Annotated in this window: 2 protein-coding genes; both read left to right on the top strand. The window is 26.9% G+C overall.

All coding sequences use genetic code 11. The features are described from left to right. Positions 1-832, top strand: an 832-nt coding sequence (locus B0A78_RS14495) for a hypothetical protein (RefSeq protein WP_169859120.1), incomplete at its 5' end; no start/stop codon positions are given. Beyond that, entirely contained in the window at positions 832-2,553 is a 1,722-nt protein-coding gene (locus tag B0A78_RS09150; RefSeq protein WP_065213491.1) for a hypothetical protein, read from the top strand. The genes B0A78_RS14495 and B0A78_RS09150, both read left to right, overlap by 1 nt. Positions 2,554-3,058: the final 505 nt, after the last annotated feature.

Genomic DNA, 3,058 nt, shown 5'->3' on the forward strand with positions numbered 1-3,058 from the left:
AGCAATAGGTTCTTTCTTTTATAATTTTAAAGAGCCTAAATATTTATTTCATCTAATTGGGGTAATTTATAATAATGGTTGGCATAGAAACTTTATAAGTCTTTTTGAAGAACCTTTATCACATTTTTGGTCAACCTCAAGAGAGAAAACCGAAGAATTTATTTTATCATTAATATCTACCAAACAAAAAACAGGTTTATTACTTATTGAAATAATTATGACTGGTAGAGAAACACCAATGCAAATTGATTTATTAAAACTTAATACTGAACAAGAACAAGTTTTAGCAATAGCAATGATTTGCAATTTCCCACATTCATTTGACAAACTATTACCAATATTAATCAAATTAAAAGATTCTAAATTCCCCAAAGTGATTGAAAACCTTCAAATGCAGTTAAGCATTCTTGTTTATGAATGTTATAACGAAACATTAATTGAATGGTTAGAAAACTTAATACCGAAATCAAGAAATAAAACAGCGTTCATGAAACCTATAAAACAATCACTTGAACTATATAAAGAGATTAAAGAATTAAAACATAAGAATAACGACATAAATCCTTATTACAATGAAAAATCGTTAATGGATTTATATTATAATTTAGAAAACGAAAATAGAGCAAAAATGATGGAAAGCGTTAGAAATAATCCTTCCGGGCTATCTAGTTTATTCAAAAGTACTTCAATCATTAGAGGGAATAGTTGGAAGTTTGAACATGAAAATAATGTAATGCCTTTAGGTAAAGTTGAATCCCAAATGTATATTGATACAAGAGTCTATAAAAATCCTGAGTTACATGAATATCAACTTGAAAGATTTAATAAATAATGAATATTAAACCAACAATAATAAAAGAGTATTTAGAATCTTTAAAAGAAGATAATGAATTAGATGTAATTTTTACTATTCTTCTTCAAACTTTGGAATATGAAATACTTTCTACTCCTAAAGAATATAAAGGATTTTCACAATATGGTAAAGATATTGTTGCAGTAAAAATTGATCCTATAGATGGTATAAAGAAACGCTTTTATTTTGAGTTAAAAGCTGGTGATATTGACTCTCAAAAATGGAATATGCCAGATAATGGAGTACGAGATACTCTAAGAATGACGGTCGATGCAGATTTTAAAACTACTTATAAGGGCTTTGATGAGTTACCAATTAAAGTTGTTTTGGTATTTAATGGTATGGTAAGTGAAAAAATCAGAACATCACTTAATGGTTTTTCACAGAAAGAATTTATTGAAAAAGGTATTGAATTTGAAGAATGGAATATCTATAAATTATCTGAATTATTATCCAATGAAATTTTTAGTAAATATTTATTAATAGATGATGAAAATATTAGGCTTTTCAATAGAGTTTTAGTAAATCTAAATGTAGGTGAAAATGTTTCGAATGATTTTGATTCACTATTGAATAATCTACTTTTTAAAAATTCATTTTCTAAAACAAAAGGTAAATTAAGTCGCTCACAAAAACTTATTTTTCAATCCGTTAACTTAATAGCATATATAATTTACACAGAATCAAAAAACTACAATAATTTATCAATTGCAAAAAAATACTTAACTCATTTAATACTAAAATATTGGTATTGGATTTTAAAAAACAAATTAGATATCAATAAAGAAGCTTTATCATTATTCAATCAATTTTATATCTTTTTTAATTCTACTATTGAAGAATTTTTGCTAAGGAATTTAAATCTATTAGAGTTTAAAGATGGTCTACACTATGAAAATGGAGGTAGATATGAACAAATAGGATATACTATTAGAAGTTATGATTTTAATGTATTACTAAATAGTTTTATTATCTCTTTCAGAGATAAAATTCAAAAAGACCAGTATAAAGGCTATAGTGATAGAATAAACAATACCTTGCAGAATATAAATGTTCTATCAAGACCATTACTAGATATTCATTCAATTCCAATAATAGACAATATTAATCTGTTAATTTATTTTGGCGATGTTGAATCAGCGAAGCAATATCTTCTTAATATATTAGGCTATTTAAAGTTTCTAAAAAGGAAATATAATATATTTCCTGATGCAGCAAACAATATAGAAAGTGTTATAAAATATACAGTTACTAGTATAAAACCTGTTTATTATATTGATTCTGTTTCACCATTATTAGCAATTATAATGGAATATATCGCAATATTAGATTTAGAAAAAACATACTATGAAACTAGAAAATTCATCATCGAAAATGATATTACTTTAGGTTTATTTATACCGCATCATAGTATAAATTCCAATTCAAAACATCTTATTGAAGATACTGAAAATGATTTAGAAGAACAATTATTTTCGAGGTCAGTTAATGACGGTTATCAAATTGAAACAAGAATGTATTCTGAATTTGACAAAGAATTATCATTTCAAGATTTTAAAAGTAAAATTTTAAAAAGGAAAGATGAATTTCAATATGAATATAGAACTGACAAATGTGGATTTACTTCATTAAGAACAATTGCTCATTATTATTTCAAAACACCGTATTTCCCTGATTATTGGCGTTATCATCTAAAATAAAAATCTAATTCATATTTACCCTTTATGTTGATATAAATGATCATAAAACTCTTTTAAAAAAATACCGTACACAAAACGCACGCAAACTTCACTCCTAACAATTTCATCTTTTTTTATTGGATTACCACTCTTTTTGGTTCAACGACGAGCCTTTTTTACTGGATGACGAGTCTTTTTTACTGGACGGCGAGTCTTTTTTACTGGACGGCGAGCCTTTTTGGCTGGACGACGAGTCTTTTTTACTGGACGACGAGTCTTTTTTACTGGACGACGAGTCTTTTTTACTCGATTAAAATAAAAAAAGATTCATATTGGCAAGTTTTTGCTGATAAAAATGATTCCCAAATGCTGCACGTCTTGAAAAAATAGTGCGTAAAAAAAGAGACTGTCCAAAAAATGCACCATCCTGTCATGGCTACTAAAGCGAGAATTTACCAGCTATTAATAGCAGGTCTCCTTCTTAGCTCAGAGTGACAAACGACAGGTGGATTACTTTTCAGACAGC

This window comes from Flavobacterium columnare NBRC 100251 = ATCC 23463 (assembly GCF_002530675.1).
Taxonomy (GTDB): domain Bacteria; phylum Bacteroidota; class Bacteroidia; order Flavobacteriales; family Flavobacteriaceae; genus Flavobacterium; species Flavobacterium columnare.